15 protein-coding genes and 1 pseudogene are annotated in these 17,194 nt (G+C 38.2%); 8 read left to right on the top strand and 8 right to left on the bottom strand.

Going from position 1 to position 17,194, the window contains the following annotated elements:
• Both AACV33_RS14220 and AACV33_RS14215 read left to right on the top strand, forming a co-directional pair.
• A pseudogene (locus tag AACV33_RS14220) lies at positions 1–160 on the top strand (ABC-ATPase domain-containing protein); the annotation flags it as partial.
• 271 nt (positions 161–431) lie between these two features.
• A complete protein-coding gene (locus AACV33_RS14215) occupies positions 432–1,799 on the top strand; it encodes a YjiH family protein (RefSeq protein ID WP_017023257.1) in 1,368 nt (455 codons plus the stop codon).
• A 104-nt stretch (positions 1,800–1,903) separates the two neighbouring features.
• Here the strand turns inward: AACV33_RS14215 and AACV33_RS14210 are convergent, their stop codons facing one another.
• The 3 genes from AACV33_RS14210 to AACV33_RS14200 are packed head-to-tail and all read right to left on the bottom strand — an operon-like array spanning position 1,904 to position 4,663.
• Positions 1,904–3,661 carry an HD domain-containing phosphohydrolase gene (locus AACV33_RS14210; RefSeq protein WP_244886301.1) on the bottom strand — a complete coding sequence of 586 codons (1,758 nt, stop codon included), beginning with the start codon at positions 3,659–3,661 and terminating at the stop codon, positions 1,904–1,906.
• A 42-nt stretch (positions 3,662–3,703) separates the two neighbouring features.
• Positions 3,704–4,192 carry a hypothetical protein gene (locus AACV33_RS14205; protein WP_012551912.1) on the bottom strand — a complete coding sequence of 163 codons (489 nt, stop codon included), beginning with the start codon at positions 4,190–4,192 and terminating at the stop codon, positions 3,704–3,706.
• 48 nt (positions 4,193–4,240) lie between these two features.
• Positions 4,241–4,663, bottom strand: a complete 423-nt coding sequence (locus AACV33_RS14200) for a DUF3010 family protein (RefSeq protein WP_012551911.1) — start codon at positions 4,661–4,663, stop codon at positions 4,241–4,243.
• 379 nt (positions 4,664–5,042) lie between these two features.
• Here AACV33_RS14200 and AACV33_RS14195 point away from each other — a divergent pair, with 379 nt between their 5' ends.
• A complete protein-coding gene (locus AACV33_RS14195) occupies positions 5,043–5,519 on the top strand; it encodes a CreA family protein (protein WP_012551910.1) in 477 nt (158 codons plus the stop codon).
• Between the two features lie 48 nt (positions 5,520–5,567).
• Here the strand turns inward: AACV33_RS14195 and AACV33_RS14190 are convergent, their stop codons facing one another.
• Positions 5,568–6,206 (bottom strand): OmpA family protein, encoded by a 639-nt coding sequence (locus tag AACV33_RS14190; protein ID WP_023603913.1) that lies wholly within the window; start codon positions 6,204–6,206, stop codon positions 5,568–5,570.
• Between the two features lie 219 nt (positions 6,207–6,425).
• Here AACV33_RS14190 and AACV33_RS14185 point away from each other — a divergent pair, with 219 nt between their 5' ends.
• Together AACV33_RS14185 and AACV33_RS14180 are read left to right on the top strand one after the other, a co-directional pair.
• Positions 6,426–6,863, top strand: a complete 438-nt coding sequence (locus tag AACV33_RS14185) for a DUF3069 domain-containing protein (RefSeq protein ID WP_012551908.1) — start codon at positions 6,426–6,428, stop codon at positions 6,861–6,863.
• Positions 6,864–6,910: 47 nt separating this feature from the next.
• Entirely contained in the window at positions 6,911–7,156 is a 246-nt protein-coding gene (locus tag AACV33_RS14180; RefSeq protein WP_012551907.1) for a DUF2960 domain-containing protein, read from the top strand.
• An 8-nt stretch (positions 7,157–7,164) separates the two neighbouring features.
• Here the strand turns inward: AACV33_RS14180 and viaA are convergent, their stop codons facing one another.
• Positions 7,165–8,613, bottom strand: a complete 1,449-nt coding sequence (gene viaA / locus AACV33_RS14175) for an ATPase RavA stimulator ViaA (protein WP_023603912.1) — start codon at positions 8,611–8,613, stop codon at positions 7,165–7,167.
• Positions 8,614–8,640: 27 nt separating this feature from the next.
• A complete protein-coding gene (locus AACV33_RS14170) occupies positions 8,641–10,281 on the bottom strand; it encodes an ATPase RavA domain-containing protein (RefSeq protein WP_182700338.1) in 1,641 nt (546 codons plus the stop codon).
• Between the two features lie 372 nt (positions 10,282–10,653).
• Between AACV33_RS14170 and ltaE the strand changes: the two genes are divergently transcribed.
• Positions 10,654–11,652 (top strand): low-specificity L-threonine aldolase, encoded by a 999-nt coding sequence (gene ltaE / locus AACV33_RS14165; RefSeq protein ID WP_023603910.1) that lies wholly within the window; start codon positions 10,654–10,656, stop codon positions 11,650–11,652.
• A gap of 107 nt (positions 11,653–11,759) precedes the next feature.
• Here ltaE and mlc read toward each other — a convergent pair whose 3' ends face one another.
• Positions 11,760–12,974, bottom strand: coding sequence for a sugar metabolism global transcriptional regulator Mlc (gene mlc, locus AACV33_RS14160; RefSeq protein ID WP_023603909.1), 1,215 nt, complete (start codon positions 12,972–12,974; stop codon positions 11,760–11,762).
• Between the two features lie 183 nt (positions 12,975–13,157).
• Between mlc and queE the strand changes: the two genes are divergently transcribed.
• Complete coding sequence (gene queE, locus AACV33_RS14155) at positions 13,158–13,838, top strand: 7-carboxy-7-deazaguanine synthase QueE (protein WP_017023265.1); 681 nt, start codon at positions 13,158–13,160, stop codon at positions 13,836–13,838.
• Positions 13,839–13,942: 104 nt separating this feature from the next.
• The gene (gene pyk, locus AACV33_RS14150; RefSeq protein WP_023603908.1) at positions 13,943–15,388 is read left to right on the top strand and encodes a pyruvate kinase; all 1,446 of its coding nucleotides are present in this window, start codon (positions 13,943–13,945) and stop codon (positions 15,386–15,388) included.
• Between the two features lie 102 nt (positions 15,389–15,490).
• On the opposite strand, the gene treC is transcribed toward pyk, so the two are convergent.
• Positions 15,491–17,161 carry an alpha,alpha-phosphotrehalase gene (treC, locus tag AACV33_RS14145; RefSeq protein ID WP_065612227.1) on the bottom strand — a complete coding sequence of 557 codons (1,671 nt, stop codon included), beginning with the start codon at positions 17,159–17,161 and terminating at the stop codon, positions 15,491–15,493.
• Between the last annotated feature and the right edge of the window lie 33 nt (positions 17,162–17,194).

The raw sequence follows: 17,194 nt of genomic DNA, 5'->3' as shown, positions 1-17,194 counted from the left end.
GCAAGATCAAGGTTGGGAATTAAACCCAGTTGAGTTTATCGCTCAACAGCTGCATGACAATTGGCACGAAATCATGCCAAAACATGGTGATCTAGCGAAGCCACGAGTCATTGAAGTGATGGCCGTATTGAACAGAATGCGTGTTGCTGAGTTCAAATAGAACATGATTCAATAAAAAGCCTCCTTTACTGGGGGTTTTTTAGTATTTATCACTTCATTTTTTCATCATAACAAACAAAATCACTCTATAATCGCCCTTCTAATATTCATATCCCCTGTATAGAAGTGAATAATTACTTTTTTTTAATGAATACTATTCCACTTTTAAAAAAAACAGTGTAATCTCCACTTTACTGAATGAATACGGAAGTTTAGTGAATAATAATGCTAAGGATTAGCTTTTTATTAACTAGTAGTAATTTGAGAGATTTATGCAAAATTCAAGTGAGATTACCCCTATGAGCAAAAAGAAGAATCTTCTGATGTTCCTTATCCCATCATTAATTGGTCTGATCCTGTTTATGGCTCCGATCACTTATAATGGTTCTATTACCATCCCTGTTGCTGTTTTAGCAAAATCAATCCAGGTATTATTTGGTGAGCACCTAGTAGCAATCGTTACTGGTATCATTATGTTTATGTCTGTCATTACTATTTTAGCTAAAATAGTTAAACCTAAAGTTATCGCAAACAACGCATTTTTATTTGGCTTACTTAATCCAAGCCCACTTTGGTTTGTGGTACGCCTAGTTGGTGGTATTGCCGCTGCAATGGTTTACTTTCAATTTGGACCAGAAGTTATTTGGGAACCAAACACGGGTGGCTTAGTTCTTAACGATCTTCTCCCTGTTCTATTTTCTGTATTTATCTTTGCAGGCTTATTACTTCCTCTATTACTAAACTTTGGTTTATTAGAACTATTTGGCGCCCTACTTAGCAAAGTAATGCGCCCAGTATTTAACTTACCGGGTCGTTCAGCAATTGACTGTATGGCTTCATGGTTAGGTGATGGCTCTGTTGGTATCTTACTAACGAGCAAGCAGTACGAAGGTAAATTTTATACACAACGTGAAGCGGCCGTTGTCGGTACCACTTTCTCTGCAGTATCGATTACTTTTAGTTTAGTTGTGATTGCTCAAGTTGAACTAGAAAGCTACTTCTTACCATTTTACTTAACGGTTTGTTTAGCGGGTGTTGTTGCTGCAATCATCATTCCTCGTTTACCACCTCTTAGCTACAAGAAAGATTTGTTTATTGATGGTACTGAACGTGATGCCGATGCTGAAGTTATCCCTGAAGGTTACACCACTTTCTCTTGGGGTCTTGAACAAGCAATGAAAAAAGCAGCAAAAGTCACTTCAATTAAGAGCGTATTTGGTGAAGGCGTTAAAAACGCAGTAGATATGGTCTTTGGTGTACTTCCTGTTGTAATGGCACTTGGTACCATTGCTTTAGTTATTGCTGAATACACATCTGTATTTACAACACTAGGCCAACCTTTTATTCCATTCTTAGAGTTACTTGGTGTTCCAGAAGCAGTTGAAGCCTCTCAAACGATTGTTGTTGGTTTTGCTGATATGTTTATTCCTTCAATCCTTGCAGCATCGATTGACAGTGAAATGACTCGTTTTGTTATTGCAGCAATGTCAGTAACACAATTAATCTACATGTCTGAAGTTGGTGCTCTACTACTTGGTAGTAAAATCCCAGTAAATATCTTTGAGTTATTTGCAATCTTCATTCTACGTACATTAATTACTTTACCCGTTATCGCAGGTATGGCTCACTTGATTTTCTAATCTTGTAGAATCACCAAATACAGGAAAGCCCTAAGTATGATGAACAATCTATTTATGGCTTTTTATTGTATTCAATAAATAACAGCATTATCTATAGGCTCATATCAATCTGGGTATTCCCTTCTAATTGCAATAAACTGTTCTATTTCTTGCAAAAACATCTGACATAATCGAGGATCAAATTGCTTTCCGCATTCTTCATTAAATAAAGTAATGACCTTATCTAATGGCCAAGCGTCTTTGTAACATCGTTTACTCATTAACGCGTCAAACACATCGGTAATTGCAGTAATACGAGCAAAAATATGAATTTCTTCTCCTACAATTTGGTTTGGGTATCCCTTTCCATCCCAGTGTTCATGATGTTCTAATGCAATTCTAGCGGCAGAATGCATGATCTCACCATCACCAGACATTAATAATTTATACCCAATTTCAGTATGTGTTTCTACGACAATACGTTCAGCAGGGGTCAATTTACTTGGTTTATCTAAAATGGATTCCGATATCCCAATTTTTCCAACATCATGCATCGGACTAATAACTTCAAGTAGCCGGTATTCATTCTTTGGTAAACCATAAATTTTACCGAGTAAAGATGACATTTTCGCAACTCGACGAACATGATTCCCAGTTTCTCCAGAGCGAGTTTCAATCGCCTCTCCCAAGACTTCAATCATTTCTTTTTGAACGTTTAATGTTCTTTTTTGCAAGGCAAGAATATGGGACTTATTTTCACTTAATTCTTTTTTACGACGAATAGCAATTGATTGAGTAATAATTATCCCAAGCAACATAGCGATAAGTAACAATGTGACGGTAATGATATTTCGATTCTCATAAAAATAAGAATGGGGTTCGTTTACGATAACTGACGTATAAGGGAGTGTGCTTTTACTAATATTAAACTGGTTAATAACTTGGTTATCGAATACATACCCTTCCCAAGCCTTAGGGAAACCAGCAATCTGTTTATTAATCGTAAAGTTTAACTTTTTTGTAAGGCTTATTACCGACTGAACTCCCAATGCATAAGATCGATTAACGTAACCACCTAGTACACCATGTCCAAGGTAGTGCTCCCAAAATACGAAAATAGGGATTTGACTGTCTTGGGATAATTTAGAAGCAACTGTATTATAGTCGTAATAATGCCCATCACTTAACTCTGTATTATAGTGCGTTAGAAACGCGACTGAATCAGAACTCGCTTCAGATAATAACTTAGCGGCATCAGCTAAACTTTGATGACTCACAACCTTAATATTCAGGCCTTTAAATGCAACGGCTTCTTCAATAAAGCGTCGACGAATAAGCTGTGACGTTAAGCTATTATCACTTAATAAATAGACCGTTTTTAAATTAGGATAAAGTTTTTGAGCCAATTCTAGGTTTTTAGTAATGTGATCTTTTTCATAAAATACCGTGGTACGGTGCTCTATGGTCGATAAATTAACAGACAGGTTATTAATACCTACCGCAATGATAGGGATTGAAGGGAATAAATGGTCGCCATAGCGAATTAAAAAATTAAGCGCATTATCGTCTGACACAATGATCGCATCAAAATAGTGAGTATTATATTTACCGTTAAGGTAACTCTCGTACTGTGACGTATATTTACTGCCATCAATACGCTTTGAATCCATGTATTCTATAGATAAACGAATGTTTCGCTCAGAGGTTGCTGTCGCGTTCTTAATTCCCTCTTCTATTTTCTCAGTCCATTCATAAGAAGGACTGTAAGAATGAAGAACGAGGATATTGATTGGCTTTTTATTCAAATCATTCTGCGAGTGTGCTATCGCAGGATTGCACAAACACAAAATAATAGTGACTAGAAAATAAAGAGAACGGAACATATTATTTCTACGGAGCTCAACATAAGAAAACAATAACTAAGTTTATAGCTTCACACATGAAGTAAACTTAGACCCAGAAAGGCTAGATTGTTGTTCCATAACTGCGCTAATAAATCCGTTTTCATTAATGCTATCCCCATTAACCACAACATCAGAAACATACATTGTTCCATCAATGATTTGTGATATACAGGCTGCAACAGGTTTCATTCCATCTAAAGCAACAAATAATTGATACTCATCAGAAACATCGACTTGAGTCAAAAACTCGAGAACATCGTCGTAAGTATTTTCCCACTGACTTGCTACCGTCATTGCCCAGCGAATCGTCAATCGGTGTTCAGTTACTTGTAATACAGTAACCGTATCGCTAATTAATCCGGCATCCGGAGTAAAAGTAAGCTGCTCGGTTAGTGATTGAGATAAATAAACGTCTCTTCCTTTAATACTTTCTGGCGTAGGAAATTCCACGTCCACTTGACTGCTTAGCCAATCCATTTTATTTTTATAAAATGCTTCATTATTGATCATTTTGGAACCTACAAATAAAAAAGGATGGCTAAGCCATCCCTCTATCAATTAAAAATTCAAGAACGCAAAGCCTGTTTCATAAGCTTCTTGTTGATAACCTTTTAAACCAATTTCTTTCACGCGAACCATTTCAGGAAAACGTTTTAAGCTTGCTTTTTGATCAGCAGCAGAAAGCATTTCAACTTCAACTGTATCAATTAACTGAATAGCTGCTTCCAGTTTAAAACCAATAGCACCACCAGCAAACTTACCTTTCATTAAGCGTTCTTTGATTACCACAGTATCAACTTGGTAATCTTCCATCAATTTTTTAAACTTAAACTGAAAATCACGAATTGATTCAGCTTTTGATGGATCAGTAAAATCAAACTTAGATACTCGACAATCAGGCAAATCAATCATGCCATCTGATGAGTTGATTAAACAAATAATTGCTTCACTACCTTTTAGCTCAACGCCACATACTTTCATTATAGAATCCTAACAATATCTTGAACTTAACGATTATAGCTTAATTATAATAAATAGATACGTTGAATCTTATGTGATGACGCTTTATCTACCACCACAATTATAGACAATAGCGTTAGATCACTGACCCCAGATATTGCAAAAATCAGGCACGCACATTTTTGGTTGTGCTCCTGAGCTGCAACCACCTAATACTAATGCGATAATAATGGCCGCAAACATTTGTTTTTTCATGATAAATACTCACAAATTCATACTATAAAATAAACTCAAGTTCACTTTACAACATGTAATAAAAGAAAAATTGTTTTTTAATACAAAAGCACTTTTTTAGATTCCTATGCTAAAGTGTTCATATTGCTCAATTTAGGAATCTATTATGTTTAAGAAGGCCCTTCTGCTTGGTGTTATCACTTTAACACTTTCTGGTTGTGATAATAATGAAGTCGGTGATGTTTCTCTTGGTTTATTTACAACAAAAGACATCAAACTTAGCGTATTAACAGACCCTGAAATTCCAGGCGTTACCTGTCATATTGCAAACGTAGAAGCCGATCTTGATTTCGCAGACCCAAGTGACATGTCTATCTCTTGTCGCCAAACTGGAGAAATAACACCAGATATGATGGTTAATATTGACCGTTCTAAATCTGGTGAAGTCGTTTTCAAAAAATCAAAAAGTATCTTATTCAAAACATTAAAGATTCGTCGTATTTTTGATGAAAAATCACAAACCATCATGTATTTATCTTATTCAACAAAAGAAACGTCTGGCAGTTACAAACACAGCCTCTCAACGGTACCATTGTGGGGAACAAAAGCTTACCAAGAACAGCCTATCGTACCCGTAGAATAAAATAGTTGAGTGAATTCTCCTTTTAATAAAGAGAATTCACTCACTGTGTTACCAATGCATTTTTAATACGGTAATTTCTACTCGACGGTTACATTTACGGCCTAGCGTGGTTTCGTTATCACACAAAGGTAAATATTCACCAAAACCACGAGAATAAAGCTGACTCGCATTAAGATTGTTATCAAGTAAATAACGACGCACTTCATTTGAGCGTTTTTCTGATAAATTCTGGTTTTTTATCGCGTTACCACTGATGTCAGTATGCCCATCTAAAACCAAAGCCAATTCAGGTTTTGTTGCCATTACCGAAATAAGTTGATTTAACAATGAGGTTGCTAGTGGTGTCAATGTGGCTTGTGCTGATGCAAAATGCACTTTTTCTTGAATCGTAATAACGAGTTGGTCATCACTCATTTCATGATACACGATCCCCATTTGAGTCAGTTGCTCTGCAACCTTTCGCATATCATCATCTTTAAGCTCACCATTTGGCCCCGTAAGTGCAGAAGTCACTTCCTTACTATCCACAACATCAATCACCTTTTCTTGAGACTCAACATATGGATCTTCAAACGTAGGATATGGTGCATCTTCTTTCGTTTTTGGCGCCGTATCTAATAAGTTATTACTATAAGACGTACAGCCAACCAATAGAACGGAAAAACATAACGATAGAACTCTTAACATGGGTTACCTGAATAATATGGATTCTTAGATACCTTATCGACAAAACCAATAACATCTTTAGCTAAAATATAGGGATTTACATGAGTAATGTGAGCTTTGTTCCGTCTTATTGACTCAAAATAAACCAATTTATACCTTAATTTTCATTCATGCGATTAATAGAATTGACATTTTTTCTGGTCTGGTTACCATTTCTCTTTTATATGACGAGAAATCCCTATGTCTGAAGTTGAAAATACACAAAAAGAAGCAATTGATCTAGAAACGATCTCACCAGAACTTAAAAAAGTTATTGAGTTTGAAAGCGTTCCTGAAGAAATGTGGCACATGCTTGTTTCTGTACACGAAGTAGCTGAAATTGCGGTTCGTGAATCTTGGGATGGCATGCCAGTAAGTGCTCAACGCGTACTGGACAACTTTGAGCAATTTCACGCACTAGTTTCTTTAAGCCAAAGCTACGCTGGTTATGATTTCATGGCAGAATTCGAAACAATCGATTTGCCAGAAAACATGGATGATGATGCAAAAGCGGAATACCGCTCTCAACTGCTTGACCAAGTGTTACACAACTGTGTTAAAGACTTAACGAAGCAAATTAAGAAAGCACGTCGTGATCCAATCATGAAACGTGAACTAGCTGAAATCTTCAAAAAGTAATTATTGATAAGGATGGAGACTATCCATCCTTTTATTGAGGAATAATAATGGCTCGTACTGTTCGTTATACTTATAAATCAAAAACGAAAGAGATCCCTTTTTCGTTCCGTGAATTTCACGGTCCATTTGAAGCAGCAGCGGCGGCTGAAGGTATTGATATCTCTAAATTTGATACCATGCTAAAGCAAGTAGAAATGGCATCATGTGATGCAGGTGCAGTAAAAGATTTTCGTTACAGCTATTTTGCTAAATTAGGTTTTAGTAAAGTGAGTTTTGTAAAAGACGAAGAATAACGCCTCCATTATCGGATTTGCGTTAACCTGCCTAGCATTGATGGATGATATGACCATGTGTGATCAAACATCTCCATTAATGCTGGATTACCATATTTAGACAAGCATACCGCATGAAAACGATTTTGATGCTTCTTTAACTCCTCGACCATTCCATCAATGCGCTCAGAGTGCGTAGGTGCAATAAAGTCAGATAAAACCACTAAATCCGCATTCTTATATTTATCACCCCGCATAAGCTCTATAGACTGCTCTAATACGGGTTCAAGATCCGTTCCCCCATGAAATTGATACGATAAAAAATCAGCAACTTCTTTCAGTCCGTCTTGTTTACTTAACTCATAAGTAATTTGTTGCGTAGAAAACAAAATAACATAGCAATCTCGTCCTTCCGCTAACGCTATCTGCATTAACCCATAAGCCAGTGCTTTTGCACATTGTTCAGGAAATCCGCTCATCGAGCCTGAGGCATCAACACAAACAACAAAAGGGCCTTTATCTACCATCACATCACCAGAAGCTCTCGATTGTGTGGTTATTTTCCGAAGCTTTCGATCCGCCCCTTCCATTCGATAATTCATTAACCGCTTATCAACGAGATGTTGATAAAAGATAACTTCTAATTCGGGATGAGATAAAAACAAAGTCTCGTTAGGAAGTAAACGACTTAAATCATCGCCTTCTTTTATTCCAACAATATCGTCGGTAACAAAATCACTTTTCTCTTCAATGACTTTAACTTCTTCAGCCATTCCTTGTGAAAGATTAGGATCCTGAACATCGTTGGCCATTCGACCAAGTTTAGAGGCGATGTCTTGCAATCCTTTATTCTTTTTCAAAAAACGCGCGTGTAGCTTCATGATATCAACATTGGATTTGGTTAACTTAGCCGAAGCCATGTCCCATAATTTTCCAATTTGAGTATCGTCACCTTCCGCAGTGACTGACTCCATTGTTTTTAACGTTTCTATCCGTTGATACAAATCAGCCAGTAGCTTTTCTTTGTCTTCTTTTAATTCGGTTATTTGTGCTTTTTTGATCGAGTCAGATAAACTTTGATACCACCGTTCGCAAAAGAATCGTGGAAACATAGGATTCATTAACCCTTTGTTATTATTTACTAACTCTTTTGCTTCTACGTAAAATGCAGAATGCCATCTCAACTTAGCGACGACATCATCAACATTCGTGTAAAACTCAGATTCACTCCAATAAATCACTTCTTGATATAAAGCGAGTTCATCTTGAATCCGTTCCGTTTCACACACTTTAGTCATCTTATGTTTAACACGACTACTCCACTTAAGAATGTGATTCTTAATGGTCGGTTTGATGTTGGGGTTTGATTTTGCTGCCGTCAAAAATTGTGGGCGTGACAATATCTCTGTTATGGATGAATCAATCATCCCAGATTCCGCAACCATCATCACCAAATTTAACGCATCAACACCTAACATAAATTTCCTTATACCTACGAATACACGTTAAGAGTAATAATCACTGAATTTCAACATACGACGACTCGCGTTTTCAAATTGAGTTTTACACCCTTCAATTCGCTGAGACAACAACTGTAAGCTGTTTTCAATCACTGATGGCAAACTCTCTTCTATGAAGTTATGAGGTAAAGCAGCATGGAATTGAGTTCGGCTCATACGCAATTGATGATCCGCTTCGTTTAGTTTTTTCTTGTTCTCTTCAACTTGCTCTACCCATTGAGTAAATTGAGCGTCTGTTGGATTATTATGACCAACCATACCAACGAGTACGGAACGATTTGCAATGTCTTTAATGACAAGACGAGAATCCGCATCCAATTCAAAGTGCAGCATGCACAAGCTTGGATTTTGGTTAACATAACCATAAACCTCGGCTTGCCCCTCTTTCATTTGTTTTGCTATCTCATCAGGATTCACATACACCCAACGACTGTCGCCTTTTTCACCTTCAGATACAGACATATTAGACTGTAACATTACTAATTTAATTAATTGATGGGCATTGCCTACACTATAACGCTTACCTTTTGAAAAATTAAACTCGTAGCTCTCTTTCTTAATGAGACGATTTCCACCACTTTCAATATGTAATTCGATGCCTTGTTTCACCAATACCGCGGCTTCCATGTCCGCTATATCAGCTTGAATCATCTCAATATTCATTGATACGTCTTGTTGCTCAAAAGCTTTTTCAGACGCGAAACGTCGAATGGTTTCTCTGACTTCTTCGCGGTTTGCTGGAGTTGTCCACAAGCAATCTTGAAGCAATAACAAATCCATTGGATTAATTTCATTACGGCCACTAAAGAAAGCCGCTGCTTTAAGCAATTTTACTGATTTTTTCCAACGACGATCGGAAACATACAATCCATCACCAGATTGCAAATCAATCATATTCTTTAATTCAAACAGCTTTTCAAACACAGAATCGGTCAATGCCAATCCATCCAAGTCTTTTTGCCATTGATGATATTCAGCATCAGTCACAACAAGGCTAGGATCAATTTCAGTTTCCTGAATCGTGCCCGTCATTAACATGGATTTAAAGTTGTTTTTATTTTGAATGCGATTAACGAAAACACGAACCAGCATTCGGTCATATAGCGCATCTAAGCCACTGTCTTCGTCTGGTAATTCATTGGATGCAGATATCAGTAATCGCATGGGGACAGGAAGGATTTCATTGCCGTTTTTAAACGTTTTTTCATTCACTACGGTAAGCAGCGTGTTTAATATTGCTGGTCCCGCTTTCCAAATTTCATCGAGAAAAACCACTTGGGCATCAGGAAGGTAACCATCAGTTAAGCGCACGTATTTACCGTTGTCTTTCAATTCTTGGATAGACAACGGTCCAAAAACTTCTTCTGGTGTTGAAAAGCGCGTCATTAAATATTCAAAGTAACGACTGTTATCAAATGCTTTTATTAAACGTTTCGCAATTAAACTTTTTGCAATACCCGGAGGGCCAAGTAAGAAGACACTTTCACCAGAGAGCGCGGCAAGCAAACAGAGACGCATTGTATCTTCACGCTCATAGACGCCATCAGACAATGCCGTCGTCAGTTTTTGAATTCGCTCAGACAACAATGCGCGTTCTGCACTGGTTTTAATTGAGGTACCTTGCATTACATTCCCTTACATTTCAGATATCACATTTATCTTGAGTATAATGTAATTTCAATAGTGGTTATAGTTACATATTTACATAATTGTTTGATAAACAATCATTTTAACTACCTAATTAGTCGTATTTCCCAATTTATGACCTTTTTATTCGTTAATAATAATGCTTAACCGTTGTTATTTGATCATGGGAAGGATGTGAAAATGAGGTTTATTTTCGTTGAATCGAATTAACGATTATGACATTAAATTCCAATACGTGTATTTTTAGTGATGGATTGTTACATTTATAAACACTATTATAGCGTTGTTGAAATATATAATAATGGCAAGAAATCCTCTCTAGTAATAAATGGTAAGCAAGGAAGAAACATGATTGATTTTCGCTCTGACACTGTAACCCGCCCAACTCAAGCTATGCGTGATGCAATGGCTAATGCCCTTGTTGGTGATGACGTTTATGGTGATGATCCGACTGTAAATGAGTTAGAACAATGGACCGCAGAGCGTCATGGATTTGAAGCGGCATTATTTACCTCTTCAGGTACTCAAGCTAATTTGCTCGGCTTAATGGCGCATTGTGAACGTGGTGATGAGTATTTATGTGGGCAACAAGCGCATAACTACAAATACGAAGCTGGCGGAGCGGCGGTTTTAGGTTCAATCCAACCTCAACCGATTGAGAATAATCCAGACGGCTCGTTGTGTTTTACAAAACTAGCAGCCGCGATTAAAGCCGATGATTTTCATTTTGCTCGTACAAAATTGTTAAGTCTTGAAAATACAATTAATGGGAAAGTGTTGCCATTGTCTTATCTTGCTCAAGCTCGTGAGTTTGTTAATAAGCATAATTTAGCGCTTCACTTAGACGGCGCTCGTGTTTATAACGCAGCAACAGCACTTAATGTTGATATTAAAGAGATCGCACAGCATTTTGATAGCATGACTATCTGTTTATCAAAAGGGTTATCTGCACCCATTGGTTCTTTATTGTTAGGCCCGAAAGAGTATATCCAGAAAGCACGCCGCATTAGAAAAATGCTAGGTGGTGGCATGCGTCAAGCCGGTATCCTTGCCGCCGCAGGTAAATTGGCGTTAACTGAGCAAGTTCCTCAGTTAGCTATAGACCACAGCAACGCAAAATACCTTGCTGAACAATTGAATACCGTGGATGGTTTTTCTGTCAATGTTGAACATATTCAAACAAATATCGTATTTGCAAAATTAGACGCGAACGTTGATATACACCACATTGAACAAAAAGCTCAACAGCAAGATATCTTAATCTCTGCGGGTAACCCTATCCGTTTTGTGACACATAAAGACATTTCAAAAGATGATATCGATACGTTTATTGCCTTTTTAAACGCATAGCCCGTTATCGATAACAACAATCTTAATACAAAAAAAGAGCATTCTAATGATGCTCTTTTTTGTTTATACCCACTAAACTTATTCGTTAAAATAAATAGAGCTAAGAATTACCCTTCAATCACTCTCATTAATAACGAGCCATCAAACATTGCCTGTTTCACTAAGGCTGCACCCGGCATCGTCGCTTGAGTGTAAAATCGACTTTCTTCTAATCGTGTATCTTTCGCATATAAAGGAAGAACCTGATTCTGGATACAATCCATGATTGCTGGATATAAAATGTGTTTAGAAAGGTTAATTTCTCCACCAATCAATACAATTTCAGGATTAAATAAGTTCACCATAATGGCGACCGCTTCACCTAAACTGTGCCCAAGCTCAGTGATCACTTGTTTCGCCAAGATATCACCTTCGTTCGCGGCTAAACAAATATTCTCTATCGTGATCACTTTGTTTTTCAATGACGTCTGGTGTCCACTATTGATTAAGTTTTGAACTTGATCGCGCAATGCTTTTGCACTAGCAATGGTTTCTAAACACCCAGAGTTACCACAGTGACAACGTAACCCAAGTTTGTTAATTTGAATGTGCCCCATTTCACCGATATTACCGGTTCTACCTTGCAGCACCTCCCCATTCATAATGATTCCAGCACCCACCCCATGATGTATAGAAACAAGAATCGAATTATCAAATTCTTGTGAATTACCAAAGAGTTTTTCAGCTAAGGCCCAACTTCTGGTGTCATTACCAACAAAAACAGGCAGACCTGTCGCTTCATAAATCTTAGGGCCAAGAGGGAGATTATTCACATTATAATGTGGCATCTGAATCACTAGCCCTTGAGACGACACAATTAAACCAGGCAGTGAGATAGCAATGCTGGTAATTCGCCCAAGAATACGAGCATGCTTTTGGAAAAAACGTTCAATTTCTGTCAACAATTTGGCTAACAGTTCATCTTGCTCTATTTCTTTGATGTTCTGCTTTTCTTCAATGATTTGCTGACCGCCTAAGCTGTGCAAAGCAATGGTTAAATACCCGCGGCCTAAACGAAGTGAAAGGAATTGCCACCCTTCATTATCAACTTTCAACCCAATCGCTGGACGACCGCGACTATTTCCTTCTTGTACCTGCGTTTCTTTGATAAGGTGTGCATCAAGCAGTTCACGCGTAATTTTAGTTATGCTTGCAGGCGCTAAATGACTCTCTTTTGAGAGCTCGATTCGAGAGATAGGGCCACGTTGGTCAATTAGTTTATAAACCCGTCCTGCATTTACTTGTTTTAAGTGATCAATCTGTCCGGGCTGTGCCACGTACATGGGTGTCTCCAGTAAAAAAATGTAGCAATAAATCATTTTTTTACTTTGCGAAGTAATTGTGAAGCTTAAGAGTTAACCTACGTGACTTTAATCACGAAGTTTATGAAATATTTACTGAAAATGCGACTTTAACCCGTATTTCATCCACCGAATTTTATAGTTTTTTATTTGAGTAAAATAATTATGTCATCCGCGTTATTTAAAATTAATGAGTTATTTGAAACCATTCAAGGTGAAGGCACTTTTACAGGTGTACCCTCTATTTTCTTACGTTTGCAAGGTTGCCCCGTGGGCTGCTCATGGTGTGATACCAAACAAACATGGGATGTGGAATTAAGCGATAAAACAGACCTAGCGACCATTCTAGCCAAAACTGAAGACGCACCAAGCTGGACTGAATTAACGGCGTTACAAATTATCGATATGTTAGTTCAACAAGGGTATACCGCAAAACACATGGTTATCACCGGTGGTGAACCTTGTATGTATGATCTCACCTCATTAACAGAAGAATTAGAAAAGAACGGTTACCGCTGCCAAATTGAAACCAGTGGCACCTATCCTATTCTTACTTCAGATAACACTTGGGTGACCGTGTCACCAAAAATAAATATGAAAGGTAAGCTTCCAGTATTAGACGAAGCCCTAATGCGCGCCAACGAAATCAAACACCCTGTAGGCACCACTAAAGACATAGAACAGCTAGAAGCGCTATTGGATGGTGTTAATCTATTAACTGATGTAACGATTGCATTGCAACCGATTAGCCAGAAACCACGCGCTACCGAACTGTGTATTGAAACCTGTATTAAGAAAAACTGGCGACTTTCTATACAAACACACAAGTATTTAGCGATTGCGTGATAAAGTTTTACAATTTCCTTGTTTGAATCATGGAAATGTCATCATTCTCGATATATGTTTATCTAATAATGAAGTAAATACAATAACATCCTCTTGGAGATAATATGTCTAACAGACTACGTAGAACAAAAATCGTTTGTACTCTTGGCCCTGCAACTGACCGTGATAACAATCTTGAAAAAATCATTGTCGCTGGTGCAAACGTTGTTCGTATGAACTTTTCACACGGTAGCGCAGAAGACCACATCGAACGTGCAAAAAAAGTTCGTGAAATCGCAGCAAGACTAGGCACTCACGTAGCAATCCTTGGTGACCTTCAAGGTCCTAAAATTCGCGTATCAACGTTTAAAGACGGTAAAATCCACTTAACTATTGGTGATAAATTCACCCTAGACAGCGACTTACCAAAAGGTGAAGGCAACCAAGAAAGCGTTGGCCTTGATTATAAAGAATTACCACGTGACGTTGTAGCGGGAGACGTTCTACTTCTTGATGACGGTCGTGTTCAATTAAAAGTTACCGCCGTTGAAGGCAATAAAGTTCACACTGAAGTAACGGTTGCGGGTCCTTTATCAAACAATAAAGGCATCAACAAACAAGGCGGCGGTCTTTCAGCTGAAGCACTAACAGACAAAGACAAAGCAGACATCATCACAGCTGCTGCAATGAAAGTAGATTACCTAGCCGTTTCTTTCCCACGTAATGGCGAAGACATGAACTACGCTCGCCGTTTAGCGCGTGACGCAGGCCTTGAAGCGAAATTAGTCGCTAAAGTAGAACGTGCAGAAACAGTAGCAACAGAAGAAGCAATGGATGACATCATCATGGCTTCTGACGTTGTTATGGTTGCTCGTGGTGACCTAGGTGTTGAGATTGGCGATCCTGAATTAGTCGGCGTTCAAAAACAACTGATCCGTCGTGCTCGTAGCCTTAACCGTACGGTTATCACAGCAACACAAATGATGGAATCAATGATCACAAGCCCAATGCCAACTCGTGCTGAAGTGATGGACGTTGCTAACGCCGTACTTGATGGCTCGGATGCGGTAATGCTTTCTGCTGAAACAGCGGCTGGTGACTTCCCTGTTGAAACCGTAACTTCAATGGCAAGTGTTTGTATTGGTGCTGAAAAAGTACCAACAGTGAACGTATCTAACCACCGTTTAGACCGTCGTTTCACTACGCCAGAAGAAACGATTGCAATGTCTACTATGTATGCAGCAAACCACATGGAAGGCATCACTGCGATGATTACGCTGACTGAGTCTGGTCGTACACCATTAATGATGTCTCGTCTAAGCTCTGGTTTACCAATCTTCGCATTATCACGTAACGAAAGCACACTGAACCGTGCAACACTTTACCGTGGTGTTACGCCAGTGTTCTTTGATGAAAGTGCAGATTCTGGCTTACCATCAACACACGCCGCTATCAATGCACTAAAAGACAAAGGTCTATTAGTAAAAGGCGACCAAGTTATTATCACTCAAGGTGATGTAATGGACATCGTAGGCTCAACTAACTGTATGCGTATCATTACTGTTGAGTAATAAAACACGCTAAATTAAGTTATTAAAAAGCCCAGAGAGTCGTGATGACTCTCTGGGCTTTATTTTTACGCACAATTCAGTGCTTGCCGCTTATCATTTAAATTACTTTTGGATTAATACAACGCGGCATTCATACGGACGCAGTATTCCACTCTCTTGCGGTGGTGTATATTCGACATCACCGTAGTTAGCTAAAATGTATTCCGATTGCTTCCCTGTTAAATCTAAAGTAACAGGAACGTCATTACCGTAAAAATTATGTACCGCAATCAAACGATGCGTCGTATTTTCACGCTGGTAACAAAATAGAGATTCATGCTCAGGCATAAGATCGCGATAATCCCCAGTAGTAATGACATCAATACGCTTACGCAACTGAATCAATTTCTGATAAAAGTAAAACACGGAGCTTGAATCACTGACTGCTTTTTCTGCATTTATACTCTTATAGTTAGTCGCAATCGACAACCACGGTTTTCCTTGAGTAAACCCAGCATTTTCCAAATCATTCCATTGCATTGGGGTACGGGAATTATCTCGTGATTTCTGGTCTAAAATCTCAAGCATCTCATCGTCTGAAACTGACTTATCTTGGTTCACCATGATGTTGTACATATTGGTACTTTCAAGATCACGATATTCATCAATAGAAGTGTAGTGTGGGTTGGTCATCCCAATCTCTTCACCTTGATATATATACGGTGTTCCTTGCATCATGTGTATTGAGGAAGCAAGCATCTTGGCTGATAATTCACGATACTCACCATCGTTACCTAAACGACTAACTATTCTTGGTTGGTCGTGATTACACCAGAACAATGCGCCCCAACCTTTACCATTCAAACCTGTTTGCCAATGATTAAAGATGGATTTCAATGATAAGAAATCAAACGGGAATTTCGTCCATTTATCGCCATTTTTATAATCGGCTTTAAGATGATGGAAGTTAAACACCATCGACAGCTCTTTGCCTTCTTTCGCTGAATATTGTTGGCAATGCTCTAATGTGGTCGATGACATTTCACCAACCGTAACAGAACCATACTTTTGAAAAACAGCGTCACTTATCTCTTGTAAATATTGATGTACCTTAGGGCCATCAGTATAAAATCGGCGGCCATCTCCCACATCGTCATTCAGAAATTCTTGTTGTTTTGAAATCAAATTAATGACATCTAAACGGAATCCATCAATGCCTTTTTCTGCCCAAAAGCTAATAATATTTTTCACTTCTTGACGAACCTTTGGATTCTCCCAATTTAAATCCGCTTGTTCTTTAGCAAAAAGATGCAAATAATACTGTCCAGAGGACTCATCTAACGCCCACGCATTACCACCAAATTTAGACTGCCAATTCGTTGGTTCTTTACCATCAACGGGATCTTTCCAAATATAATAATCTCGATATTCGCTGTCTTTATTTCCCAATGCCGATTGAAACCAATGATGCGTTGTCGATGTATGATTAACAACGATATCCATAATAATACGTATGCCACGAGACTTTGCTTGTTCAAGCAATTCATCCAGATCATCCATCGTTCCAAAATCAGTATTAATGGAATAATAATCTGAAATATCATAGCCATTATCAACCATTGGCGATTGATAGACCGGCGTCAACCATATCGCATCAATTCCCAGTTTTTGTAAATAATCCAGTTTTGAAATGATCCCTTGGATATCTCCGGTACCTTTATCGGTACTATCACAAAAGCTTTTTGGGTAAATTTGATAAACGGTCGCTGTGCGCCACCACTCTGTATTTGTCATTCTATGTTCTCTAAACCACTAAAAAAGAGAACA

The sequence above is a fragment of the Aliivibrio sp. SR45-2 genome (assembly GCF_963890165.1).
In the GTDB taxonomy this organism is placed as follows: domain Bacteria; phylum Pseudomonadota; class Gammaproteobacteria; order Enterobacterales; family Vibrionaceae; genus Aliivibrio; species Aliivibrio salmonicida.
The sequence above is the reverse complement of the archived record's forward strand: the minus strand, read 5'-3'. Positions and strand labels throughout refer to the sequence as shown.